Genomic DNA, 24,096 nt, shown 5'->3' on the forward strand with positions numbered 1-24,096 from the left:
ATTGTTCGTTTAGCGATTTTGAAACCTGTATCTGCGAATCTCAGTTCGGGTGAAGTATTTAACGGGTGAATATAAATGGCGTACCAAAATTCAAACAACGGATCTTTGAACTATTTTCCATGCAGATATGGGCAATCTAAACTGTTGTTTCGTGGGCCAGAACAAGACTTGAATGGCGATTATATTGCCTTTGTGGGCGGGACTGAGACATATGGAAAGTTCATAGAAACGCCTTTTTCTGATCTTGTTGGCCAAGGGTTGCAAACCACAAGCGTGAACTTGGGCTGCGTCAATGCGGGGGCCGATGTGTTTCTAAGTGATGATACAGTTATGGGTATTTGCGCGAATGCGAAAGCAACGGTGATACAGTTGTCGGGCACACAGAATATGTCCAACCGCTTCTATTCAGTTCACCCGCGTCGCAACGATCGCTTTTTGCGGGCCTCGACGTTGTTGAAAGCGATCTACCGTGATGTCGATTTCACAGACTTCAATTTTACACGGCACTTGGTCTCTACGCTTGAAGGACACTGTCCACAAAAATTCGCCATGGTGCGTCAAGAGTTAAAAGATGCTTGGGTCGCCAGAATGCAGATGATGGTCAAGAATGTGCCCGAAAAGGTTGTGCTGCTATGGATGTCAGATCACTCGCCAGATGATGCGGCTGCCTGTGCTAAAATAGTCGGCGATCCTCTTTTTGTTGATCGTGAGATGATCGAAAAAATTCGACCTTTTGTTCAGGATATCGTGGAAGTCGTTGGTACAAAATCCGAAATCGATCAAGGCTACGAGATGATGAATTTCTCTGATTTAGATGCTCTATCGGCGCGTGAAATGCTTGGGCCTGTCGTGCAAGCCAAAGTGGCCAAGGCCTTACAGGCATCGCTTTCCAAGATTGTGTAGCGGTTGCAAAATGAATGAGGCCCGCTGAGATAGCGGGCCTCATAGGTTTACTGATGGTCGCGTTACAGCTTTTCTAGCAACTCAGGAACGGCTTGGAACAGATCTGCGGCAAGACCGAAGTCAGAAACTTGGAAAATTGGGGCTTCTTCATCTTTATTGATGGCCACGATAACCTTAGAATCTTTCATTCCCGCAAGGTGCTGGATCGCACCGGAAATACCAATCGCAACGTAAAGATCTGGTGCGACGACTTTCCCAGTTTGACCGACCTGTAGGTCGTTTGCCGCATAGCCGCTATCAACCGCCGCACGGGACGCGCCAACAGCGCCACCCAGTTTATCGGCAAGTTTTTCGATGAGCGCAAAGTCTTCTTCAGACCCTACACCGCGACCACCAGACACAACCACACCAGCTGATGTCAATTCGGGGCGATCGCTTTCAGACACATCATCACTGACATGGGAGGATAAAGCCGCATCACCAGTGCCTGTAACAGCCTCAATTGCCGCCGCGCCTGTGTCAGCTGCAAGATCAAAGGTAGAGGTGCGGAATGTCACAACTTTGATTGCATCCGAGGTCTTAACAGTCTGCACCGCATTGCCCGCATAGACGGGGCGTTTGAATGTATCTGCGTCAACGACCTCAATCACGTCCGACAGGATCATCACATCCAGAAGTGCAGCAACGCGCGGCAATACGTTTTTGGCAATTGATGTGGATGCTGCTGTGATATGCGTCACGCCGTCTTTTAAGCTGACGATCAAGGCGGCAATGTTCTCAGCCAGCCCATTCGCATAAGCAGGATCATCTGCCAACAATACGGTGCTTACGCCAGCGATTTTTGCTGCGTCTTCAGCTGCCGCTTTCGGGCCACATACCAGCAAGGTCACATCCCCTAATTTCGCAGATGCCGTCACGGCTTTTGAAGTTGCATCTAGCGCCAATGCGCCACCTGAGACTTCAGCAAGACAAAGAACAGTCATTAGACAAACCCTCCTTCTTTGAGTTTCGCAACCAGTTCATCCACAGAGCCAACCATAATGCCAGCTTCACGGGTCGCAGGTTCTTCGGTTGCGATAATTGTTTGGCGCGGCGTGATGTCGATGTCGAAATCATCGGCCGACTTTTCTTCCAAGGGCTTCTTCTTGGCCTTCATGATGTTTGGCAAAGACGCATAGCGTGGTTCATTCAGGCGCAGATCTGCGGTGATGATCGCTGGCAATTTTACGGAAATTGTCTGCATGCCGCCATCAACCTCTCGGGTCACGATTGCGGCCCCATCTTCGATTTTAACTTCTGATGCGAACGTCGCCTGACCCCAGCCCAAAAGGGCGGCAAGCATTTGGCCTGTTGCATTCATGTCGTTGTCGATGGCCTGTTTGCCAGCGATTACAAGATCTGGGGCTTCTTCGTCGATGACAGCTTTCAACAGCTTTGCAACGGCCAAAGGTTCGATATCTACGCCTTGATCTGTTGTGATGAGCACGGCGCGGTCTGCGCCCATTGCCATTGCCGAACGCAGGGTGTCGGTAGCTTTCTTTTCGCCGATAGAGACTACAACCACTTCGGTTGCTGTGCCTGCTTCTTTCAAACGAATGGCTTCTTCGACTGCGATTTCGTCGAACGGGTTCATCGACATTTTAACGTTTGCGAGGTCAACACCACTGCCATCTGCCTTGACTTTGACCTTAACATTGTAATCGATCACGCGCTTTACTGGCACGAGTACTTTCATCTGTATACTCCCTTAGAAACAGTGCAGTGCTAAATGCGCAGCACCAGATGTGATTAAATTTGACTATTTATGTCGAATATATTTGTAAATAAACACCCCAAAATGCGACGTTTTTGCGTAAGATCAGAACACAGGTTGAAACCTACCTGTTTGCACCTGGAACCCAAAGAACGTCATCTTCGCCGCTGTTATTTGCCATACGGGAGGCGACAAAAAACCAATCTGACAAGCGATTTAGGTATTTTATTGCAGCTGGGTTCACATCGTCTGTGGTTGAAAGATCGACAGTCAGGCGTTCTGCGCGGCGTGCGACAGTACGACACAGGTGTAGATGCGCCGCCAATGCGCTGCCTCCGGGCAAAATAAAGGATCGCAACGGTTCCAGAGCATCATTCATAAGGTCAATTTCTGCTTCCAAACGGCCAACTTGATTTTCAGCCATGCGCAGTGGCGCATATTCCGCGTTGATATCTTTGTCCAAATGGGGGCGGCACAGATCGGCACCCAAATCAAACAAGTCATTCTGAATGCGCGCCAAAGCGATATCTTGATCACCTGTGGCGTGCAGTCGTGCTAGGCCAACGGTGGCATTCAGTTCGTCAACTGTGCCGTATGCATCAACACGCGGCGCATGTTTCGCCACGCGTGTTCCATCGCCAAGGGCTGTTTCACCGCTATCGCCAGTGCGTGTATAAATCTTATTTAGAACAACCACGCGTCATCCTCCGTTTGAACGAAAGGCGACGAACATAACGACCAATGCGACAACAATAACCTGCGCTCCAATGCGATATTGCATCATGCGGTTAGACTTTTTTGCGCCTTCCATACCGCCACGCCCCATAAGGCTGATGCCGCGTGCAAGGATGAGGGCGACAATAATGCAACCGACAATGACGATCGCAAAAAGCGGATCACTAAACATGATACTGTCCTTTCAAGTAAGCTGGTGATGTAGACATAGCTTGATTTGCGGGAATGCCAAACACACGAAGTGCCGCAGGCTGACCGTTAATTAAGCCTTCGACATGATGTAATCGATGATCCGTTGGGGCAGCAGGCGGCGCGCAATGGCGGCAATCCACGTGGGCATTGTGACATAATAATGGGCGCGCGGCTTTGACGAATTGAGAGCTTTTATCAATATGTCTGAGACGGCTTTGGATGGCAGCTCAAATTTGTCAGGATCTTTGGATGCGTTCGTCAATCTGGGCACGAGGCTGTTACGATACTGATCTGCGCGTGCGGAGGCTTTCCAGTCAATCCACTTATCGAATTGTAGTCGCGCGTTGCGGCGAAAATCACTGGTGATCGGGCCAGGTTCGATGGTCACAATATGAATTCCTGTGCCGCGCATTTCTAAGCGTAGGGTGTCGGTCAGGCCCTCTAGAGCGAACTTGGTCGAATTATATGACCCGCGCCACGGCATTGCGACCAATCCCAAAACTGAGGAACATTGGATAATGTGCCCGTGGCCTTGCCTGCGCATCACGGGAATCACGCGGCGGGTTAGATCGTGCCAACCAAAAAAGTTTGCTTCGAAATTCTGACGTAAAGCCTCAACGGGCAGGTCTTCTACTGCGGCGGGAATTGCATAGGCCCCATTGTTATATAGCGCATCCAACGTACCATCGGTCAGGGTCATTGCGTGGTCAAAAGCATCTTTGATGGATTGGGGGTCTTCGTAGTCTAGAACGAAACTTTCTAGGCCTTCGCCTTTCAGGCGATCGCAATCTTTTTGCTGACGACACGTGGCAAGCACGCGCCACCCCTGTGACTTAAGGGCGTGAGCTGCATCATAGCCAATGCCAGATGAACAGCCTGTCATAAGAATACTGCGCATGTGATACCTTTCGATGATGGCGCGTGTTTGACAGATTGGTGCCGCCTGCGCCAGTGAAAGGTTCTATTGTGATAGGGCCGCTAGAAACTTTGAAGATATAAAACCTTCAATTCCGTCACCTTCGATTGAGATTTGCACCCAAGGATCATTGGGATTTGACAGGACGCGTACGATTTCGGCTTTGACCACTTGGCCCAAAACGGGGTTTGACGTTGATGGGCCTGAGCGCACATTCACGCGACGCGCAGTGACTTCGCGCAAGATCATTTCGGGTTTGGTCAAGGCGGCAAGTTTACTTGGGTCTGTGACCGATGTTGTTGCTGCGAACCCTGCTGTAGCAGGTGTAGAATAGCTGGCGAGTTGAATTTCAGCGCCCTCAATAAAAGAGGTATCTGTGGCAGATGTGTTGATCATCGCGAGCGTTGGCGTGAAATTTTCATCGCGTCGAGGCGAAGGAGCAAATGCATTTGTTAAAGTTGTGACCACAGAGGTGCGGCTGGCGCGCAATGCGTCTAGCTCTGCCTTCTCACTTGGGGAAAGTTCCCCGCCGAGGGCTAGAAAAGAAACAAAAAGACCCACAACAGTAACCGCAGACAAACGCCACATATCAATTCCCCTAAACACACTCGTTAACAGCTTTTCTATAGAAAAAAACTTTCTAGGTTGCGGGGAAAAACCATCAGGTTTTCCCGCGTTTTGGGGATGTGCCACATTCTTGTAACAATTGGAGGCCTATGGCGTCTTGCTCGTGGGCGACAGCGCTTGTATCACTAGCGCATGAGCAGTGATTTCAAAGATAACCAAGACGGCCAAGGCAATGCAATTGGCCAGTCAACCGAAGCGTTGCGGACAGCTATTGGTGACCGCTACTTAACTTATGCGCTGTCAACGATCATGCATCGCGCCTTGCCAGATGCCCGTGATGGTTTAAAGCCTGTGCACCGCCGCATCTTATATGCGATGCGTGAATTACGCCTGTCATCTAACGGTGGGTTCCGCAAGTCGGCCAAGATCACCGGCGATGTGATGGGTAACTATCACCCTCACGGTGATTCTGCGATTTACGATGCTATGGCTCGATTGGCGCAAGATTTTAATGTGCGCTACCCTTTGGTTCACGGCCAAGGGAACTTTGGCAATATCGATGGCGATAACCCAGCAGCAGCGCGTTATACGGAAGCGCGTATGACAGTCGCAGCCGAAGCTCTGCTCGAAGGCCTAAATGAAGACGCTGTCAATTTCCGCCCCAACTATGATGGCACTCTGACCGAACCAGAAGTGTTGCCCGCTGCCTTTCCAAATCTCTTAGCCAATGGGTCCACGGGTATTGCTGTGGGCATGGCGACAAACATCCCACCACACAATGTGGTCGAACTTGTTGATGCCAGTTTGCATATGATCAAGACCCCAGATGTGCGTGATGAAACGCTTTTAAATTACGTCAAAGGTCCTGATTTTCCAACGGGCGGCGTGATTGTCGAGTCTCCAGAAAGCATGGCAAAAACATATGCCACGGGGCGCGGTGCCTTCCGGCTGCGCGCAAAATGGGAAATCGAAGATCTCGGGCGTGGCGTTTGGCAAGTGGTCGTGACTGAAATTCCCTATCAGGTGCAAAAATCAAAGCTGATCGAAAAAATTGCAGAACTGATTCAAACCAAGAAAATACCAATCCTCGGTGATGTGCGCGACGAAAGTACCGAAGATGTGCGTTTGGTTCTGGAGCCTAAGTCTAAGAATGTTGATCCTGAGATGTTGATGAACATGTTGTTCCGCAACTCAGATTTGGAAATTCGTTTTTCCATGAATATGAACGTGCTGATTGACGGACGGACGCCCAAGGTCTGTTCGCTCAAAGAAGTGTTGCGCGCATTTTTAAACCACCGCCAAGATGTGCTTTTGCGCCGCTCTCAGCATCGTTTGGAAAAGATAGATCACCGTTTGGAAGTCCTGCGTGGCTTTATCATCGCCTTTCTGAACTTGGATCGCGTGATTGATATTATTCGCTACGATAACGACCCTAAAGCGGCTCTCATGGCTGAAGAATGGGGTCGTGATTTCGCGCGAGCGATGACGGAAAAAGACTATGTTTCGCCGTTGCCAGCTGTCGATGGCGTAGGCGAATTGTCTGAAATCCAAGCCGAAGCCATCCTGAACATGCGTCTGCGCAGCTTGCGCCGCCTTGAAGAAATGGAACTGATCCGTGAGCGCGATGCTTTGATGGAAGAACGCGCTGGCTTGATCGAACTTTTGGCGAATGACGACGTGCAATGGGCGCGGATTGTTGAAGAGCTCAAAGACATTAAGAAACGGTTCGGCAAAGACTATGCGCGCGGCCATCGTTTGACGCAATTCTCAGAGGCAAAAGAAGTCGAAGATGTGCCGTTAGAGGCAATGATCGAACGTGAGCCCATCACAGTTGTCTGTTCGCAAATGGGGTGGATTCGCGCCATGTCTGGCCATATCGATTTGGGACGTGAGTTAAAGTTTAAAGACGGCGATGGTCCGCGCTTTATCTTCCATGCTGAGACAACAGACCGCTTGCTTTTGGTCGGATCAAATGGGCGCGTCTTGACGCTGTCGGCCGCGAACTTACCTGGTGGTCGTGGCATGGGAGAGCCTGTGCGCCTGATCGTTGATTTGCCGAATGAAGCTGAAATCGTTGATCTTTTCGTGCACAAACCCGGAGAAAAGTTGTTGTTTGCCTCCAGTGCGGGTGACGGCTTCATCGTGCCAGAAAATGACATTATCGCGCAAACACGCACGGGCAAGCAGGTTTTGAACGTCAAAGATGGTGCGGTTGCAGCCTGCGTGCGTCGTGTTGCTGGGGATCATGTTGCTGTGATTTCGAAAAACCGCCGCTTCCTCGTCTTCCCGATTTCCGAGGTGCCTGAACTGGGTCGCGGAAAAGGTGTGCGCTTGCAAAAATACAGCCAAGCGCGCGGTGCACAAGGCACGCTGGAATTGGATGGTGGCCTAAGCGATATCACAACTTTTAACCTTGAAGAGGGACTAAGTTGGACGATGGGCGGTGGCAATACGCGTACCGAAAAAGACCTGAGCCAATGGGTAGGTAAGCGGGCAGGGGTCGGTAAGCAGCCCCCCCATGGGTTCCCGCGTGATAACACATTTGGATAGTCAAAAGGGCGCATCTGTTGCGCCCTTTTTTGTGTGCAGGGAGTATAAAATCGGCTCGCTGTAGCGAGGCAATGATGTCTATTTGACTCAATAGCGCTTACGGCTTGCCGCAAGGGACCGCGCCATCCACGCAGTTCGGGGTGCAGAAATAATTCTGGCTGATTCGTCAGGACGCGCGGTGCCGACTAGGTCTGAGATATTGGTCATATGATGAGCAATATGGATCTACCTTAAGTGTTACAAAATCTTCAAACAGCTCCAGCCATGTGGTCGTGCAGTTTCAAAGGCCCAAGTGGCCCCTGAAACCGCAAGGTTTTTGACCAAAAACTCCCAAGGTTGACAGGTTAAGTTGCGAAATTAGCGACTTGGGCAAAAAGAATTGCGGCAGATGCCGCTCATAGTGTCGCAAATTTCAACTGGTGCTTGATTTTATGTCTGGAAAACAATAATTAGCCCGCGATGATAATTCGGGCCGCACGCGGCCCCTTCTGGATAAAAGGCGCCTAGGATATGGCTAAGGAAAAGTTCGAGCGTAATAAACCGCACTGTAACATCGGCACGATTGGTCACGTTGACCACGGTAAAACGACGTTGACAGCTGCGATCACGAAGCAATTCTCAGACACGTTTAAAGCGTATGACGAGATTGACGGCGCGCCAGAAGAAAAAGCACGCGGTATCACCATCTCTACAGCGCACGTTGAGTACGAGACAGAGGCCCGTCACTACGCACACGTTGACTGCCCAGGTCACGCTGACTACGTGAAAAACATGATCACTGGTGCGGCTCAAATGGACGGCGCGATCTTGGTTGTGAACGCGGCTGATGGCCCTATGCCACAGACACGTGAGCACATCTTGCTTGGCCGTCAGGTTGGTATCCCAGCCATGGTTGTTTTCATGAACAAAGTTGACCAAGTTGACGACGAAGAGTTGCTTGAATTGGTTGAAATGGAAATCCGTGAATTGTTGTCTGCTTACGACTACCCTGGCGACGATATTCCTGTGATTGCGGGTTCTGCTTTGGCAGCTTTGGAAGACCGCGACGACAACATCGGCAAAGACAAAATTGCTGAGTTGATGGCCGCTGTTGACTCATACATCCCACAGCCACCACGTGCGATCGACGAGCCATTCTTGATGCCAATCGAGGACGTATTCTCAATCTCTGGCCGTGGTACAGTTGTAACTGGTCGTGTTGAGCGCGGCGCGATCAACGTTGGTGACGAGATCGAAATCGTTGGTATCAAAGACACATCTAAAACAACATGTACTGGTGTTGAAATGTTCCGCAAGCTGCTTGATCGCGGTGAAGCTGGCGACAACATCGGCGCACTTCTTCGCGGTGTTGACCGTGAAGGTGTTGAGCGTGGTCAGGTTCTTTGTAAGCCAGGTTCAGTTAAGCCACACACCAAGTTCGAAGCTGAGGTCTACATCTTGACCAAAGAAGAGGGTGGTCGTCACACACCATTCTTCGCGAACTACCGTCCACAGTTCTACTTCCGTACAACTGACGTGACCGGCACTGTTATTCTTCCTGAAGGTACAGAAATGGTCATGCCAGGCGACAACTTGAAATTCAACGCTGAACTCATCGCGCCAATCGCGATGGAAGAAGGCCTGCGCTTCGCGATCCGCGAAGGTGGTCGCACAGTTGGTTCCGGTGTTGTATCTAAAATCGTAGAGTAATTTACTCAGCGATATGACTAGGAAAGAGCCGTCCCTCGGGGCGGCTCTTTGCTTTTGTAACCAACGATATGATTATCAAAGCCGTTTTATTTGCATGGAATATCGATGGTTGATACTATCTGTACAACTAATGGAGAGTGTCGTGATTCAGTAACTGCCCTTTTTTCAGCTTAAATATGTAAAAAGCAGGAGCGCAGTATGCCTTTTCTGAATCCAAATACACGTCACCCTATCCGATTACCCGATGGCAGCGGCTACAAAAACACTGTCTGGTTAAAATCTGTCATCGACCATCCGCAAATTGATGTAGGTGACTTCACCTATTATAATGATTTTGAGACCGTCACCGACTATGCTGCGCGCATAGCGCCTTACTTGCATCAAGGTGCACCAGAGCGATTAATCATCGGCAAGTTTGGCCAATTCGCTCATGGAACCCGTTTTATCACCGATAGTGCCAATCATGCGCGCGATTGGTTTACGACCTATCCGTTTGGCGTTTTTAACACTGATGTTATGCCCTTCTTTGCACAGGAATACTTCGAGAACCGTCGAAACACGGTGATCGGCCACGATGTTTGGATCGGCCACGATGCAAAGATTATGCCTGGCGTCACTGTCGGGAGCGGCGCAATTGTTGGGGCAGGGGCGGTTGTCGTCAAAGATGTGCCTGATTTTGCGGTTGTGGCGGGAAATCCTGCGACGCTCGTAAGGATGCGCTTCGACCAGCCCATTATCGAGGCGTTACTTGCGCTTGAATGGTGGCATATGACGCTCGAACAGATTCGCGCTTTGATGCCTGTCTTAGCTTCTGCCGACCTTGCTGGGTTACATCGGGCCTTGGCTAAAAAGCAGAATGGGCAATAGTCACGTCATCTCACTGAAATTAACTGGCTGTCCGTGGTTTTATGCTTGCAAACCACGGGCGGCTTTCGTATTTCATGCGCCTAGTAGGGGTATAGCTCAGTTGGTAGAGCGACGGTCTCCAAAACCGTAGGCCCACAGTTCGAGTCTGTGTGCCCCTGCCATTTCCCAATGTGCCAAGGATGTGACACCGTTTCACAGCACTTGTTGGCTATGGGGTTGAATTAGGCAGCGTGCTGGCGTACACGCCCTTCACGATATCGATTACGATCCACAGTCAGGAAAAGACATGGCCAAGGCAAACCCACTTCTGTTTATCCAGCAAGTTCGTGCAGAAGCATCGAAAATCGTTTGGCCAGCGCGCCGCGAAGTTGTTTTGACAACGGTGATGGTCTTCATCATGGCCGCTTTGACTGCGACATTCTTTTTTGTTGTCGATCTTGGTATTCGCAGCGGCCTAGCCGCACTGCTTGATTTCGTAGGCTAAATTCTAAGTGCATGTTGTGGCCCAATAGGGTGCATCGTGGCTGAACAATTTTCAAAATTTAGACGACGCTGAGATCGAGTTGATCCCGCGAGGGCACATTTTTTCAGTGCGTCCGCTGCCGAAGGCACTCGGATTAATCTCACGCGACGGTCCACCGACATGCTGCGCGTCACAAGTCGCAACGAAGTTTTGTTTCTCGATTTTATTGGATCAAGCAATGAGGCCGCTGCGCATTTCATTGTCGATGGTCGGCTGACGACAATGCTCTGCGCTTTTACGCAACGGCGCGGACTGTTTGTCGATAGGGTTGAATGTTGAAAATATGCTGTAAAAGTCCAACCAAACTTGGGTGTTGCGGCGTGTAAGCACTTGAACTTATGGACGTGGCACGGTAATTGCAGCGCATTCCACTGAGCTGGCGTGCATCGATTCGTGTTGTGCGCCGATTTTCTGTTTAGGGAAAAGGCACATAAGTGTTTAGGAAATAACGATATCTGGCAGGAATGCTGGAGTGATTGAAAAGGCAAGAGCATCATGGCTAAGCGTTGGTATTCGGTAAGCGTTCTCTCGAACTTCGAGAAAAAGATTGCCGAAGCGATCAAAGTTGCTGTGGTCGAAAAGGGCCTAGAGGATCAAATCGAAGAAGTTTTGGTCCCCACAGAAGAAGTCATTGAAGTGCGCCGCGGTAAAAAAGTGACCGCAGAGCGCCGGTTCATGCCAGGTTATGTGTTGATCCGCATGGAGATGACTGACGAAGGTTACCATCTTGTGAATTCAATCAATCGCGTCACTGGTTTCTTGGGCTCTTTTGGGCGCCCTGTTCCAATGCGTGACGCCGAAGTCGAGGCCATCATGGGGCGCGCAGAAGAAACCAGCGCAGAAGCGCCACGGTCGACCATCACCTTTGAAGTGGGTGAACAGGTGTCCGTTGCCGAAGGGGCCTTTGAAGGGTTCGACGGCATGGTTGAAGAGGTTGATGAAGAAGCGCAGCGTTTGAAAGTTGCTGTTTCTATCTTTGGCCGCGCAACGCCGGTCGATTTGGAATTCGGTCAGGTTAACAAACAAGCTTGATCGATACTGAGTGGGAGGTAAGGGCATCGCGATGTCCAAACCCGACCACGCAACATTAGTCGCCGCAGGACGCGTTCTGTGGCAGTTGAAAAGGAAAATACAATGGCTAAGAAGCTCGCAGGTACAATGAAACTGCAAGTGCCAGCAGGCAAAGCGAACCCGTCCCCACCCGTGGGTCCGGCGCTTGGTCAGCGCGGCATTAATATTATGGAATTCTGTAAGGCGTTTAACGCAAAAACGCAGGATCTTGAGTCAGGCGCACCGTGCCCGACTGTGATCACTTACTACGCTGACAAGTCTTTCACTATGGACATCAAGACGCCTCCAGCGTCTTACTTCCTCAAGAAAGCTGCAAAACTCTCTTCAGGTGCAAAATTGCCCGGTCGTGAAGTTGTCGGTTCCGTTTCTGTTGCTCAGGTGAAAGAAATCGCCGAAGCAAAAATGAAAGACCTGAACGCAAACGACCTAGATGCTGCTGTGCAGATCATCTTGGGTTCCGCGCGCTCCATGGGCATCGAGGTGAAGTAATGGCTAAACTCGGTAAACGTACAGTTGCGGCACGCGAAGCATTCGCAGGCCAAGAAAACATCACTGTTGAAAACGCTGTAGCATTGGTGAAAACCAACGCGACTGCAAAATTCGACGAGACTGTTGAAATCGCTTTGAACCTTGGTGTTGACCCGCGTCACGCTGACCAAATGGTTCGTGGTGTTGTGTCTTTGCCAAATGGCACAGGCAAAACAGTACGCGTTGCGGTTTTCGCACGTGGCCCTAAAGCTGAAGAAGCGACAGCTGCTGGTGCAGACATCGTTGGCGCAGAAGACTTGATGGAAACCATTCAGAGCGGCAAGATCGAATTTGATCGTTGTATCGCGACACCTGACATGATGCCTATCGTTGGTCGTTTGGGTAAAGTGCTTGGTCCACGTAACCTTATGCCAAACCCAAAAGTTGGCACTGTGACTATGGACGTGAAAGCGGCCGTTGAAGCAGCTAAAGGTGGCGAAGTTCAGTTCAAAGCTGAAAAAGGTGGTGTTGTGCACGCTGGTGTTGGTAAAGCATCCTTCTCTGAAGCGCAGCTTGCTGAAAATATTCGTGCATTTGTTGAGGCCGTTCAAAAAGCGCGCCCATCAGGCACCAAAGGCACATACATGAAAAAAGTTTCCTTGGCGTCCACGATGGGCCCAGGTGTTTCTGTTAGCATCGATAGCGCAACAGGCAACTAAGCTTTTTCACTATATTCTCTTGAAAGGCGCTCCATTGGGGCGCCTTTTTCCTTAGGTCGCTTTGGTATCATTTCAACGGGCAGCACTTGCGCGTTTGATTAATCCCGTCTAAACACCTTCTTGCAGCCCAGCGTGCGATTCGTCGTGCGCTGTTTTGCGCTTCGTCCAAGACGGCGGGTGGAAAGTATTCTTTCCATAATTCCTGCCTGAGACGGGAAGACGAAAAGTTTATTTGAGGTATTACCTCGGGTGACTTTGGCGCAGCCCCGTAACGGACTTCGTGCCAACCTTGGTTGGTAGAATTGAGCCGGGAGGGGAAACCCTCCCAAAATTGGAGAAAAACTGTGGATAGAGCCCAAAAAGAAAAAATGGTCGACGAGCTCGGCCAAATCTTTGACAGCTCTGGCGTCGTTGTGGTTGCCCACTACGAAGGTCTTACAGTTGCTGATATGCAGGATCTGCGCGCACGCATGCGTGAAGTTGGTGGATCCGTACGCGTTGCCAAGAACAAGCTCGCCAAAATCGCCCTTGATGGTAAGCCTTGCGAAAGCATTGCAGAATACCTGACAGGCATGACTGTTATGACCTACTCTGAGGATCCTGTGGCTGCGGCCAAAGTTTCCCAAGAGTTCTCTAAGGATAACGAAAAATTCGTTATTCTTGGTGGTGCTATGGGTGATAACGCTCTTGACGTCGCCGGTGTTGCAGCCGTCGCCAAAATGCCTTCTCGCGAGGAGCTTATTGCTTCTATCGTTGGTTGCATTGGCGCACCTGCATCGAACATCGCTGGCGCGATTGGCGCTCCTGCTTCGAACATCGCTGGTATCTTGTCTACAATCGAAGACAAAGCCGCTGCATAAGCAATTTGGGACTGACGTAGTTTGCATAAAGCACGCGTTGGAACAGAAATATAAACGAACGGAAACAGTACAATGGCTGATCTGAAAAAACTTGCTGAAGAGATCGTAGGTCTTACACTTCTCGAAGCACAAGAATTGAAAACTATCCTTAAAGACGAGTACGGCATCGAGCCTGCTGCTGGCGGCGCTGTAATGGTTGCTGGCGCTGCAGACGCTGGTGCGGCTGCTGAAGAAAAGAGCGAATTTGATGTTGTATTGAAAGACGCTGGCGCGTCCAAAATCAACGTGATCAAAGAAGTTCGCGGCATCACAGGTCTTGGCCTGAAAGAAGCTAAAGATCTTGTTGAAGCTGGTGGCAAAATCAAAGAAGGCGTTGATAAAGCTGAAGCTGAAGACGTTAAAGCAAAACTCGAAGCAGCTGGCGCAACAGTCGAGCTTGCTTAATCGCTTAGGCCTTTTTGAGGCCGTATAAAGTTAAGGCTGGATCCCGAAATTCGGGGTCCAGCCGAACCTGTCTTGGGGGCAGGATATGTTAATCCGCCTTAGTAAGTGTCCTATGATGGGACATTTTCTAAGGAGGGTTCGGATCGGGAGCCACCTGTGGGAGGGTGGCAGGAATAGATCGAGCACCTCTGTTTCGTAAGGGTACATCGGCCGGCGCCCAACGGTTCGATGCAGCTCGCGAAAAATTGAAAAGGTAATGATGCACATGGCTTCGACCTACCTTGGCCAGAAACGGCTCCGGAAGTACTACGGCAAAATTCGTGAAGTTCTAGAAATGCCGAACCTCATTGAGGTTCAAAAATCTTCATACGATCTCTTTTTGAAGTCTGGCGATGAGCCACAGCCGCTTGACGGCGAAGGCATCAAAGGTGTTTTCCAATCGGTTTTCCCGATCAAGGATTTCAACGAGACATCTGTACTCGAGTTTGTGAAATACGAACTTGAAGCCCCGAAATACGATGTAGAGGAATGTCAGCAACGTGACATGACTTACAGCGCACCACTGAAAGTGACGTTGCGCCTTATCGTATTTGATGTGGACGAAGACACGGGTGCCAAGTCTGTTAAAGACATTAAAGAACAAGATGTATTCATGGGCGACATGCCTTTGATGACACCAAATGGAACCTTCGTCGTGAACGGCACAGAGCGCGTGATCGTGTCTCAGATGCACCGTTCTCCTGGTGTGTTCTTTGATCATGATAAAGGTAAAACACACTCGTCTGGCAAGTTGCTGTTCGCATGTCGTATTATCCCATACCGCGGTTCTTGGTTGGATTTTGAATTCGACGCAAAAGATGCCGTTTATGTGCGTATTGACCGCCGTCGCAAATTGCCTGTGACGTCTTTGTTGTATGCTCTTGGTCTTGACCAAGAAGGCATCATGGACGCTTACTACGAAACTGTTGAGTACAAGCTTGAAAAGAACAAAGGTTGGGTGACCCCGTTCTTCCCAGAGCGCGTACGCGGCACGCGTCCTACATTCGACTTGGTCGATGCTGGCACGGGCGAAGTGATCTGCAAAGCTGGCGATAAAATGACGCCACGCGCAGTGAAGAAGATTATCGATGAAGGTTCAGTTTCTGAGCTTCTTGTTCCCTACGAGAACATCATCGGTAAATACGTTGCGAAAGACATCATCAACGAAGAAACTGGTGCGATTTACGTCGAAGCTGGTGATGAACTTGAGCTAGAGATGGACAAAGACGGTACAGTCATCGGTGGATCTTTGAAAGATCTTTTGGATGCGGGTATCACTGATATCCCTGTGCTTGACATCGACGGCGTGAACGTTGGCCCATACATCCGCAACACGCTTGCGCAAGATAAAAACATGAACCGCGAAACTGCGCTCATGGATATCTACCGTGTGATGCGCCCAGGCGAGCCACCGACCGTTGATGCAGCGTCGACTTTGTTCGAAAGCTTGTTCTTCGATTCCGAGCGCTACGATCTTTCCGCGGTTGGCCGTGTGAAAATGAACATGCGTCTTGATCTCGATGCGCCTGACACACACCGCACTTTGCGCCGCGAAGACATCATCGCTTGTATCAAAGCTTTGGTTGAATTGCGTGACGGCAAAGGCGACATCGACGATATCGATCACTTGGGCAACCGTCGTGTGCGTTCTGTTGGCGAGCTGATGGAAAACCAATACCGTGTTGGTCTTTTGCGCATGGAACGTGCGATCAAAGAACGCATGTCTTCTGTCGAAATCGACACAGTCATGCCGCAAGATTTGATCAACGCGAAACCTGCGGCTGCTGCTGTGCGTGAGTTCTTTGGTTCTTCCCAGCTGTCACAGTTCATGGACCAAACCAACCCATTGTCCGAAGTCACACACAAGCGTCGCTTGTCTGCGCTTGGGCCAGGTGGTTTGACACGCGAACGTGCAGGCTTTGAAGTCCGCGATGTTCACATCACGCACTACGGTCGTATGTGTCCAATTGAGACCCCAGAGGGTCCGAACATTGGTCTGATCAACTCACTCGCAACCTTCGCGCGTGTGAACAAATACGGCTTCATCGAAACACCATACCGTAAAGTTGTTGACGGTCAGGTGACTGACGATGTGCAGTACATGTCCGCGACCGAAGAAATGCGTCACACTGTGGCGCAGGCCAACGCATCTTTGGATGAAAACGGTCGTTTCACAAACGACTTCGTGTCCACACGTCAGTCTGGTGAGCACGCGCTCAACCCGCCTGAAAATGTAGACTTGATCGACGTTTCACCAAAACAGCTGGTCTCTGTCGCTGCGTCCTTGATCCCATTCCTTGAAAATGACGATGCCAACCGCGCCTTGATGGGCTCGAACATGCAACGTCAGGCTGTTCCACTTTTGCGTGCGGAAGCACCGCTTGTGGGTACAGGTATCGAAGAAGTTGTGGCCCGCGATTCCGGTGCTGCGATCATGGCGAAACGTGCTGGTGTTATCGACCAAGTTGATGCGACACGTATCGTTGTACGTGCGACCCACGATCTTGAGCCTGGCGATCCAGGTGTAGACATTTACCGTCTGCGCAAGTTCCAGCGTTCGAACCAAAACACCTGTATCAACCAAAAACCACTGGTTAAGGTTGGCGACACTGTTGGCAAAAACGAAGTGATTGCTGACGGCCCGTCTACGGATATGGGCGAATTGGCTTTGGGTAAAAACGTCTGCGTGGCGTTTATGCCTTGGAACGGCTACAACTACGAAGACTCGATCTTGATCTCTGAGCGCATCGCACGCGATGACGTTTTCACATCTGTACACATCGAGGAATTCGAAGTTGCAGCCCGTGATACGAAGCTTGGGCCAGAAGAAATCACGCGCGATATTCCAAACGTCGGCGAGGAAGCTCTGCGCAACCTTGACGAAGCAGGGATCGTCTACATCGGCGCTCACGTTGAGCCAGGTGACATTCTCGTTGGTAAGATCACACCAAAAGGCGAAAGCCCGATGACACCAGAAGAAAAACTTCTGCGCGCCATCTTTGGTGAAAAAGCCTCTGACGTGCGTGACACATCTTTGCGTGTGAAACCAGGTGACTACGGCACAATCGTAGAAGTCCGCGTCTTCAACCGCCACGGCGTTGAAAAAGATGAGCGCTCTGTTCAGATCGAACGTGAAGAAATCGAACGCCTCGCACGTGACCGCGACGACGAAATGGGCATCTTGGACCGCAACATCTATGCGCGTCTGAAATCCATGATCATCGGCAAAGTCGCGGCCAAAGGCCCCAAAGGCGTTGCGCCAAATGTTGTCATCGATGATGCACTTTTGGACCAGCTCTCAAAAGGTCAGTGGTGGCAGCTCGCACTTGAAGACGAAGACGATGCAATCATCGTTGAAGCTTTGAACGAACAGTACGAAATTCAAAAACGTGCGCTTGAGCACCGCTTTGAAGACAAAGTCGAAAAAGTCCGTCGCGGCGATGATTTGCCTCCGGGCGTGATGAAGATGGTCAAAGTCTTTATCGCTGTGAAGCGTAAGCTTCAGCCGGGTGATAAGATGGCCGGTCGTCACGGGAACAAAGGTGTGATTTCACGCGTTGTTCCAATGGAAGATATGCCGTTCCTTGCGGATGGTACGCCAGTTGATTTCTGTCTGAACCCCCTCGGCGTTCCATCACGTATGAACGTTGGTCAGATCTTGGAAACACACATGGGCTGGGCCGCGCGCGGCATGGGTATTCAGGTAGACGAAGCTCTGCAAGAATACCGTCGCACCGGTGATATGACGCCTGTCAAAGACGCGATGAAATTCGTCTATGGCGACAATGTGTACGACGAAGGTCTTGCTGATCTTGCAGATGAAGATCTGCTTGAAAAAGCGGGCAACGTCACAAACGGTGTTCCAATCGCGACACCTGTTTTTGATGGCGCTAAAGAGGCTGACATCAACGAAGCATTGGCAAAAGCTGGCTTTGACACCTCGGCACAGTCTGTCTTGTTTGATGGCCGCACAGGTGAGCAATTCTCACGTCGTGTAACCGTTGGCATGAAATACCTGCTGAAACTGCATCACCTTGTGGACGACAAAATCCACGCGCGTTCAACTGGTCCATACTCTCTTGTTACACAGCAACCGCTGGGTGGTAAGGCGCAGTTTGGTGGTCAGCGCTTTGGTGAGATGGAAGTCTGGGCACTGGAAGCATACGGCGCGGCATACACGCTGCAAGAGATGCTTACAGTGAAATCAGATGACGTCGCTGGTCGTGCAAAAGTCTACGAGTCGATCGTCAAGGGCGAAGACAACTTTGAAGCGGGTATCCCCGAGTCCTTCAATGTTCTTGTCAAAGAAGTCCGTGGCCTCGGTCTCAACATGGAACTCCTGGATGCGGAGGATGAGGAATAGGGGCTTTGCCCTTATTTCTCTCCCCCTTTCCGCAACAATTTGAGGAACTCAAAACATGAACCAGGAACTAACAACAAATCCGTTTAACCCTTTGGCGCAGCCATCCACCTTTGACGAGATCAAAGTGTCGTTGGCATCCCCAGAGCGGATCCTGTCATGGTCATATGGTGAAATTAAAAAGCCAGAGACCATCAACTACCGTACGTTCAAACCAGAACGCGACGGCCTTTTCTGTGCACGTATCTTTGGACCGATCAAAGACTACGAATGCCTGTGTGGTAAATATAAGCGCATGAAGTATCGCGGCGTTGTCTGCGAGAAATGTGGTGTTGAAGTTACCCTACAAAAAGTCCGCCGTGAGCGCATGGGCCACATTGAATTGGCTGCGCCTGTCGCACATATCTGGTTCTTGAAATCACTTCCAAGCCGCATTGGTCTCATGCTCGACATGACATTGCGCGATCTTGAACGTGTCTTGTACTTCGAAAATTACGCAGTTATCGAGCCCGGCCTTACGGACCTCGTCTACGGTCAAATGATGACCGAAGAAGAGTTCATGGACGCGCAAGATCTCTACGGCGCTGACGCATTCGAAGCCGATATTGGCGCTGAAGCGATCCGCAAGATGTTGTCCAACATTGATCTCGAATCAACTGCTGACCAACTGCGTGAAGACCTTAAAGAAGCGACAGGTGAACTGAAGCCGAAGAAGATCATCAAGCGTCTCAAAATCGTTGAGTCCTTTTTGGAATCTGGCAACCGTCCTGAGTGGATGATCCTGACAGTGATCCCTGTGATCCCGCCAGAGCTTCGCCCACTTGTTCCACTTGACGGTGGCCGTTTCGCGACATCCGATCTCAACGATCTGTACCGCCGCGTGATCAACCGTAACAACCGTTTGAAACGTCTGATCGAATTGCGTGCGCCCGATATCATCGTGCGTAACGAAAAACGTATGTTGCAGGAATCTGTGGATGCGTTGTTCGACAATGGTCGTCGTGGCCGCGTGATCACTGGCGCGAACAAGCGTCCGTTGAAATCGCTGTCAGACATGCTGAAGGGTAAGCAAGGTCGCTTCCGTCAGAACCTTTTGGGTAAACGCGTCGACTTCTCTGGTCGTTCGGTGATTGTGACGGGCCCTGAGCTCAAGCTGCACCAATGTGGTTTGCCCAAAAAGATGGCGCTGGAACTGTTCAAACCGTTCATCTATTCGCGTCTTGAAGCCAAAGGTCTGTCTTCCACAGTGAAGCAAGCCAAGAAATTGGTCGAAAAAGAGCGTCCAGAAGTGTGGGATATCCTTGATGAGGTTATTCGCGAACACCCAGTGATGCTCAACCGCGCGCCAACGCTTCACCGTTTGGGCATCCAAGCGTTTGAACCTGTGTTGGTTGAAGGCAAAGCGATCAACCTGCACCCGCTCGTATGTTCTGCGTTTAACGCCGACTTCGACGGTGACCAAATGGCTGTTCACGTGCCTTTGTCTTTGGAAGCACAGCTTGAAGCACGCGTCTTGATGATGTCTACAAACAACGTTCTGTCGCCAGCCAACGGCGCGCCGATCATTGTTCCATCACAGGATATGATTTTGGGCCTCTACTACGTGACTATGGAACGTAGCGGGATGAAGGGCGAAGGCATGATCTTCTCTGACATCGAAGAGGTTGAGCACGCGTTGAACGCGGGCGAAGTGCACCTGCACGCCAAGATCAAAGCACGCATGACACAAATCGACGAAACTGGCCAAGAAGTGGCTGTTTTGTTCGACACAACGCCTGGTCGTTTGCGCCTTGGTGGGCTTTTGCCACTGAATGCCAAAGCGCCGTTCGAGCTTGTGAACCGTTTGCTGCGCAAGAAAGAAGTCCAGCAGGTCATCGACACTGTGTACCGTTACTGTGGTCAAAAAGAATCCGTGATCTTCTGTGACCAGATCATGACCTTGGGCTTCCGCGAAGCGTTCAAAGCGGGCATTTCGTTTGGTAAAGACGATATGGTTATCCCTGACTCAAAATGGCCGCTGGTTGATGAGACCCGCGAACAGGTTAAGGATTTCGAACAGCAGTACATGGACGGTCTGATCACACAGGGCGAGAAGTACAACAAAGTTGTTGATGCTTGGGCCAAGTGTAATGACAAAGTCACTGACGCGATGATGTTAAACATCTCGACGGCTGGTGTGGACGAAAACGGCGCTGAAAATGAACCGAATTCAGTTTACATGATGGCTCACTCTGGTGCGCGTGGTTCGGTTACTCAGATGAAACAACTTGGCGGTATGCGCGGCCTTATGGCCAAACCGTCTGGTGAAATTATCGAGACACCGATCATCTCGAACTTTAAAGAGGGTCTGTCGGTTCTTGAGTACTTTAACTCTACTCACGGTGCTCGTAAGGGTCTGTCAGATACCGCGCTTAAGACAGCGAACTCAGGTTACCTGACACGTCGTTTGGTGGATGTTGCACAAGACTGTATCGTCCGCGAAGTCGATTGTGGCACTGAAATCGCCATCACTGCCGAAGCGGCTGTGAATGACGGTGAAGTTGTAGCGTCTTTGTCCGAGCGCATCCTTGGTCGTGTGTCAGCAGACGATGTTCTGCGCCCAGGCACTGATGAAGTGTTGGTCGCGAAAAACGAACTGATCGACGAACGCAAATCTGACATCATCGAAGCAGCTGGGATCGCAACAATGCGCATCCGTAGCCCGCTGACATGTGAAGCAGAAGAAGGCGTTTGTGCAATGTGTTACGGTCGTGACCTTGCACGCGGCACCATGGTGAACCAAGGTGAAGCTGTCGGCATCATCGCGGCGCAATCTATCGGTGAGCCGGGTACACAGCTTACCATGCGTACGTTCCACATTGGTGGTGTTGCGCAGGGTGGCCAACAGTCATTCCAAGAAAGCAACCAAGAGGGCAAGATCGTTCTTACGAATACTGCGCTATTGGAAAACACTCATGGCGAAAACATCGTTATGGGTCGCAACATGCAAATGGCAATCGTCGATGAGCATGGTGTGGAGCTTGCGTCCTACAAACTTGGTTACGGCACAAAGGTCTTTGTGAAAGACGGCGAAATGATCCCACGTGGTCACAAGCTGTTTGAATGGGATCCATACACGCTTCCGATCATCGCTGAAAAAGGCGGTAAAGCGAAGTTTGTTGATCTGATCTCTGGCCTGTCTGTGCGTGACGTGACCGATGACGCGACTGGCATGTCTCAGAAAATCGTTTCCGATTGGCGTTCTGTGCCAAAAGGTGGCGATCTGAAACCTGAGATTTTGATCTTGGACGCTGATGGCGAACCTATGCGCAATGACGTTGGCAACCCTGTCACATACTTGATGTCTGTTGATGCCATCCTTTCAATCGAGGACGGTCAGGACATTCAAGCGGGTGATGTTGTTGCTCGTATTCCACGCGAAGGCGCGAAGACAAAAGACATCACCGGTGGTTTGCCGCGTGTTGCTGAACTCTTCGAAGCACGTCGTCCGAAAGATCACGCGATCATCGCGGAAATCGACGGTTACGTGCGCTTTGGCAAAGACTACAAAAACAAGCGTCGTATCGCGATCGAGTCTAAGGAAGATCCAGAGGTTAAGGTCGAATACATGGTGCCAAAAGGGAAACACATCCCTGTGGCCGAAGGCGATCTTGTGACCAAAGGCGACTACATCATGGATGGCAACCCAGCGCCGCATGATATCCTTGCGATTATGGGTATCGAAGCACTGGCTGTTTACATGATTGCAGAGGTTCAAGAAGTGTACCGTCTGCAAGGCGTTAAGATCAACGATAAGCACATCGAGGTTATCGTACGTCAAATGTTGCAAAAATGGGAAATCCTCGAATCCGGCGATACCACACTTCTCAAAGGCGAGAACGTGGACAAGATCGAATTCGAAGAAGCCAATGCAAAAGCAGAGTCCAAAGGTGGACGTCATGCAAAAGGTCAGCCGATCCTTCTCGGGATCACCAAGGCGTCTTTGCAGACACGTTCCTTCATCTCTGCGGCGTCATTCCAAGAGACCACACGTGTTCTCACCGAGGCATCCGTCCAAGGTAAACGCGATAAGCTGGTTGGTCTCAAAGAAAACGTCATCGTTGGCCGTTTGATCCCAGCGGGTACTGGTGGCGCGACGAAAGCCGTACGCAAAGTGGCGCTTGATCGTGACTTGACCGTTATCGAAGATGCGCGCGCAGAAGCAGAAGCCGCAGCAATGTTGGCCGCGCCGACGCCTGCTGCAGATTCTTCGGGTGATACATTCGACAGCACATTGGTTGAGACACCTGAATCTGACGCTTAAGCTTCGGATAAGAGACAAAAAAGGGCCTCGCAAAATTGTGGGGCCCTTTGCTATTTTTGCGCCAGACAACAAGGTGTTTATCAAAGGCCGCTGGCAAAGTCGGCTATGTGCGCAGTTTCTTCGCCGTAGCCATATGTTCAATGTAGCGTGAATCATCTCGCGGATCGCTACCGGTATTTTCATTCAACATCTTTACGTATTGCGCGCAGTTCAGATGGTGTAGCGCCTTTAAGTCTGGAACTGTCATCAAAGCATCGTAGATAGGCTGAAATCTATCTGTCAATTTTCGTGCACTTGTCTCACGCGTTTCGTTGCGGTTGTAGCGCTCGAAAAATTCAGCTGAATATCGCGGTTTGTTTGATTTGCGGTACAGGCCGCGCGCGCCAGCTTTGGCTGAAAAGCTTTCAAACCATTTGGTGATGTAATGATTAACTTGAGCGCCTTCATGCGAAATATACTGGGGTTTGGTATATTTTCTTGGCGATCCATTTGGGTTGAAATTGATCTTTTGACCATCAGCGCGCTCAAAAACATTGGGGCGTTCGCCCCATGGTTCTTCGGGCAAAAAGTCGCGCGGCTCATGGGCGCCGATATGCTTAAAGCGGCGCGGCTGGTACAAAAAGGTTTTGTAAAACGCATTGGCAAAATTTTTGGTCTTGGCTGCCCGAACAAAGGTGCGGTGCAATAACGCGTCTTCCCAAACATAATTGCTGCCTGTGCCAAAAGTTTTCCACTGAACAATAATGCCAGCACAATTGAGATGACGGTCCTGTAAAAAAGCCTGAACTGTTGGGTCGTCTGCGTGAATGACAAGGTATTCATCAACGTCGCACAGAAAAAACCAATCAGCATTTTTAACCAACGGGTGCTGTTGAATGCAGCGCTGCGCCGACGGGCCTGGCATCGTGTTTTCGTCCGGAAAGTGTTCGGCCGCAGTTATCCAACCCGCATTTTCGAGCACATAAAGCATCTCTTTGAAAATTGGATCGCAATCATTGTGCACGACCAAAATATCATCAAAGCCTAACATCTTTTGCCAAGCGACCCATTCCAGCAAATAGGCGCCTTCGTTTTTGACTTTGGTCGCTACGGTATATCGCATTGTATCATCACCCAAATGCTCAAGTGGCCCCCGCA

The 24,096-nt window shown here is 50.5% G+C and carries 19 protein-coding genes and 1 tRNA gene; 13 read left to right on the top strand and 7 right to left on the bottom strand.

Annotation, left to right across the window (positions count from 1 at the left end):
* Window positions 1-75 precede the first annotated feature (75 nt).
* On the top strand, window positions 76-903 hold the full coding sequence (locus EDD53_RS13810; RefSeq protein ID WP_123794146.1) for a DUF6473 family protein: 828 nt from the start codon (window positions 76-78) through the stop codon (window positions 901-903).
* 62 nt (window positions 904-965) lie between these two features.
* On the opposite strand, the gene EDD53_RS13815 is transcribed toward EDD53_RS13810, so the two are convergent.
* From EDD53_RS13815 to EDD53_RS13840, 6 genes are all read right to left on the bottom strand, one after another.
* Complete coding sequence (locus EDD53_RS13815; RefSeq protein ID WP_123794147.1) at window positions 966-1,886, bottom strand: FAD-binding protein; 921 nt, start codon at window positions 1,884-1,886, stop codon at window positions 966-968.
* Window positions 1,886-2,638 carry an electron transfer flavoprotein subunit beta/FixA family protein gene (locus EDD53_RS13820; RefSeq protein WP_123794148.1) on the bottom strand — a complete coding sequence of 251 codons (753 nt, stop codon included), beginning with the start codon at window positions 2,636-2,638 and terminating at the stop codon, window positions 1,886-1,888. Before EDD53_RS13820 ends, EDD53_RS13815 begins: the two co-directional genes overlap by 1 nt.
* 142 nt (window positions 2,639-2,780) lie before the next feature.
* On the bottom strand, window positions 2,781-3,353 hold the full coding sequence (locus EDD53_RS13825) for a cob(I)yrinic acid a,c-diamide adenosyltransferase (protein ID WP_123794149.1): 573 nt from the start codon (window positions 3,351-3,353) through the stop codon (window positions 2,781-2,783).
* Window positions 3,354-3,356: 3 nt separating this feature from the next.
* Window positions 3,357-3,563 (bottom strand): twin transmembrane helix small protein, encoded by a 207-nt coding sequence (locus tag EDD53_RS13830; protein WP_123794150.1) that lies wholly within the window; start codon window positions 3,561-3,563, stop codon window positions 3,357-3,359.
* 90 nt (window positions 3,564-3,653) lie between these two features.
* Window positions 3,654-4,481 (bottom strand): SDR family NAD(P)-dependent oxidoreductase, encoded by an 828-nt coding sequence (locus tag EDD53_RS13835; RefSeq protein ID WP_123794151.1) that lies wholly within the window; start codon window positions 4,479-4,481, stop codon window positions 3,654-3,656.
* A gap of 63 nt (window positions 4,482-4,544) precedes the next feature.
* The gene (locus EDD53_RS13840) at window positions 4,545-5,087 is read right to left on the bottom strand and encodes an SH3 domain-containing protein (RefSeq protein ID WP_123794152.1); all 543 of its coding nucleotides are present in this window, start codon (window positions 5,085-5,087) and stop codon (window positions 4,545-4,547) included.
* A 171-nt stretch (window positions 5,088-5,258) separates the two neighbouring features.
* Between EDD53_RS13840 and EDD53_RS13845 the strand changes: the two genes are divergently transcribed.
* The 12 genes from EDD53_RS13845 (at window position 5,259) to rpoC (ending at window position 22,959) form a co-directional block, all read left to right on the top strand.
* Window positions 5,259-7,616: a DNA topoisomerase IV subunit A gene (locus EDD53_RS13845; RefSeq protein WP_123794153.1), complete on the top strand. Its 2,358-nt coding sequence runs from the start codon at window positions 5,259-5,261 to the stop codon at window positions 7,614-7,616.
* 510 nt (window positions 7,617-8,126) lie between these two features.
* Window positions 8,127-9,305, top strand: coding sequence for an elongation factor Tu (tuf, locus tag EDD53_RS13850; RefSeq protein ID WP_123794154.1), 1,179 nt, complete (start codon window positions 8,127-8,129; stop codon window positions 9,303-9,305).
* Between the two features lie 198 nt (window positions 9,306-9,503).
* Window positions 9,504-10,172, top strand: a complete 669-nt coding sequence (locus EDD53_RS13855; RefSeq protein ID WP_123794155.1) for a CatB-related O-acetyltransferase — start codon at window positions 9,504-9,506, stop codon at window positions 10,170-10,172.
* An 85-nt stretch (window positions 10,173-10,257) separates the two neighbouring features.
* A tRNA-Trp gene (locus EDD53_RS13860) sits at window positions 10,258-10,333 on the top strand.
* A 125-nt stretch (window positions 10,334-10,458) separates the two neighbouring features.
* Window positions 10,459-10,656, top strand: a complete 198-nt coding sequence (gene secE, locus EDD53_RS13865) for a preprotein translocase subunit SecE (protein WP_123794156.1) — start codon at window positions 10,459-10,461, stop codon at window positions 10,654-10,656.
* Window positions 10,657-11,190: 534 nt separating this feature from the next.
* Entirely contained in the window at window positions 11,191-11,727 is a 537-nt protein-coding gene (gene nusG / locus EDD53_RS13870) for a transcription termination/antitermination protein NusG (protein ID WP_123794157.1), read from the top strand.
* 102 nt (window positions 11,728-11,829) lie between these two features.
* On the top strand, window positions 11,830-12,255 hold the full coding sequence (gene rplK / locus EDD53_RS13875) for a 50S ribosomal protein L11 (RefSeq protein WP_123794245.1): 426 nt from the start codon (window positions 11,830-11,832) through the stop codon (window positions 12,253-12,255).
* A complete protein-coding gene (gene rplA / locus EDD53_RS13880) occupies window positions 12,255-12,953 on the top strand; it encodes a 50S ribosomal protein L1 (protein WP_123794158.1) in 699 nt (232 codons plus the stop codon). The genes rplK and rplA overlap by 1 nt, the downstream gene beginning before the upstream one ends.
* Window positions 12,954-13,297: 344 nt before the next feature.
* Window positions 13,298-13,813: a 50S ribosomal protein L10 gene (rplJ, locus tag EDD53_RS13885; RefSeq protein WP_123794159.1), complete on the top strand. Its 516-nt coding sequence runs from the start codon at window positions 13,298-13,300 to the stop codon at window positions 13,811-13,813.
* A gap of 72 nt (window positions 13,814-13,885) precedes the next feature.
* Window positions 13,886-14,257 carry a 50S ribosomal protein L7/L12 gene (gene rplL, locus EDD53_RS13890; protein ID WP_123794160.1) on the top strand — a complete coding sequence of 124 codons (372 nt, stop codon included), beginning with the start codon at window positions 13,886-13,888 and terminating at the stop codon, window positions 14,255-14,257.
* Between the two features lie 265 nt (window positions 14,258-14,522).
* On the top strand, window positions 14,523-18,659 hold the full coding sequence (gene rpoB, locus EDD53_RS13895; protein ID WP_123794161.1) for a DNA-directed RNA polymerase subunit beta: 4,137 nt from the start codon (window positions 14,523-14,525) through the stop codon (window positions 18,657-18,659).
* A gap of 55 nt (window positions 18,660-18,714) precedes the next feature.
* Entirely contained in the window at window positions 18,715-22,959 is a 4,245-nt protein-coding gene (gene rpoC / locus EDD53_RS13900) for a DNA-directed RNA polymerase subunit beta' (protein WP_123794162.1), read from the top strand.
* Window positions 22,960-23,062: 103 nt separating this feature from the next.
* Here rpoC and EDD53_RS13905 read toward each other — a convergent pair whose 3' ends face one another.
* Window positions 23,063-24,061 (bottom strand): glycosyltransferase family 2 protein, encoded by a 999-nt coding sequence (locus EDD53_RS13905; RefSeq protein WP_123794163.1) that lies wholly within the window; start codon window positions 24,059-24,061, stop codon window positions 23,063-23,065.
* Between the last annotated feature and the right edge of the window lie 35 nt (window positions 24,062-24,096).

Origin of the sequence: Pacificibacter maritimus, from assembly GCF_003814915.1 — a bacterium.
Classification (GTDB): domain Bacteria; phylum Pseudomonadota; class Alphaproteobacteria; order Rhodobacterales; family Rhodobacteraceae; genus Celeribacter; species Celeribacter maritimus.

Coding starts and splice junctions, on each gene's coding strand:
- EDD53_RS13810 (WP_123794146.1), top strand. CDS start 76: ATGGCGTACCAAAATTCAAACAACGGATCTTTGAACTATTTTCCATGC.
- EDD53_RS13815 (WP_123794147.1), bottom strand. CDS start 1,886: ATGACTGTTCTTTGTCTTGCTGAAGTCTCAGGTGGCGCATTGGCGCTA.
- EDD53_RS13820 (WP_123794148.1), bottom strand. CDS start 2,638: ATGAAAGTACTCGTGCCAGTAAAGCGCGTGATCGATTACAATGTTAAG.
- EDD53_RS13830 (WP_123794150.1), bottom strand. CDS start 3,563: ATGTTTAGTGATCCGCTTTTTGCGATCGTCATTGTCGGTTGCATTATT.
- EDD53_RS13835 (WP_123794151.1), bottom strand. CDS start 4,481: ATGCGCAGTATTCTTATGACAGGCTGTTCATCTGGCATTGGCTATGAT.
- EDD53_RS13840 (WP_123794152.1), bottom strand. CDS start 5,087: ATGTGGCGTTTGTCTGCGGTTACTGTTGTGGGTCTTTTTGTTTCTTTT.
- EDD53_RS13845 (WP_123794153.1), top strand. CDS start 5,259: ATGAGCAGTGATTTCAAAGATAACCAAGACGGCCAAGGCAATGCAATT.
- tuf (WP_123794154.1), top strand. CDS start 8,127: ATGGCTAAGGAAAAGTTCGAGCGTAATAAACCGCACTGTAACATCGGC.
- EDD53_RS13855 (WP_123794155.1), top strand. CDS start 9,504: ATGCCTTTTCTGAATCCAAATACACGTCACCCTATCCGATTACCCGAT.
- secE (WP_123794156.1), top strand. CDS start 10,459: ATGGCCAAGGCAAACCCACTTCTGTTTATCCAGCAAGTTCGTGCAGAA.
- nusG (WP_123794157.1), top strand. CDS start 11,191: ATGGCTAAGCGTTGGTATTCGGTAAGCGTTCTCTCGAACTTCGAGAAA.
- rplK (WP_123794245.1), top strand. CDS start 11,830: ATGGCTAAGAAGCTCGCAGGTACAATGAAACTGCAAGTGCCAGCAGGC.
- rplA (WP_123794158.1), top strand. CDS start 12,255: ATGGCTAAACTCGGTAAACGTACAGTTGCGGCACGCGAAGCATTCGCA.
- rplL (WP_123794160.1), top strand. CDS start 13,886: ATGGCTGATCTGAAAAAACTTGCTGAAGAGATCGTAGGTCTTACACTT.
- rpoB (WP_123794161.1), top strand. CDS start 14,523: ATGGCTTCGACCTACCTTGGCCAGAAACGGCTCCGGAAGTACTACGGC.
- rpoC (WP_123794162.1), top strand. CDS start 18,715: ATGAACCAGGAACTAACAACAAATCCGTTTAACCCTTTGGCGCAGCCA.
- EDD53_RS13905 (WP_123794163.1), bottom strand. CDS start 24,061: ATGCGATATACCGTAGCGACCAAAGTCAAAAACGAAGGCGCCTATTTG.